1 pseudogene is annotated in these 580 nt (G+C 67.4%); it reads left to right on the top strand.

The annotated features are described in order from the left end of the window. Nucleotides 1-457, top strand: a pseudogene (locus GQB03_RS22630) (3-hydroxyacyl-CoA dehydrogenase); the annotation flags it as partial. Nucleotides 458-580 lie beyond the last annotated feature (123 nt).

Below are 580 nucleotides of genomic sequence, written 5' to 3'. Positions count from 1 at the left end.
CCAGGAGAGCTTCCAGACCATCGCCATGGCCAAGGTCGCCAAGAGCGCGCTCGAGGCGGTGCAGATGGGCTTCGGCAAGGCCTCCGACGACATCCTCTTCAACGCCCACGAGCTGCTCTACGCGGCGATCCGCCGGGCCCGCGCCATGGCCGAGGCCGGCTGGCGGGCGCCGCTGGTCGACAACGCGGTCAAGGTGGCCGGCCGAAACGGCATCGCCACCTGCGAGATGATGCTGGTGAACATGGCCGAGGGCGGCTTCATCTCGGCGCACGACTACAAGGTGGCGCGCGCCGCGGCCACGGCGCTGTGCGGTGGCGAGGTGGACACCAACGCCGAAGTCTCCGAGCAGTGGATCCTCGATGTCGAGCGCGCGCTCTTCGTCGAGCTGCTGCAGACCGAACAGACCCAGCAGCGCATCGCGCACATGCTCGAAACCGGCAAGCCGCTGCGCAACTGAGCCCGAGACACTGGAGAGAACCATGAGCAAACAGATTCAGGACGCCTACATCGTCGCCGCCACGCGCACCCCGGTGGCCAAGCGCAACGGCATGTTCCGCAACGTACGCCCCGACGACATGCT

This window comes from Cognatazoarcus halotolerans (assembly GCF_009800965.1).
Taxonomy (GTDB): domain Bacteria; phylum Pseudomonadota; class Gammaproteobacteria; order Burkholderiales; family Rhodocyclaceae; genus Cognatazoarcus; species Cognatazoarcus halotolerans.
This window is presented reverse-complemented; position numbering and strand designations above follow the sequence as displayed.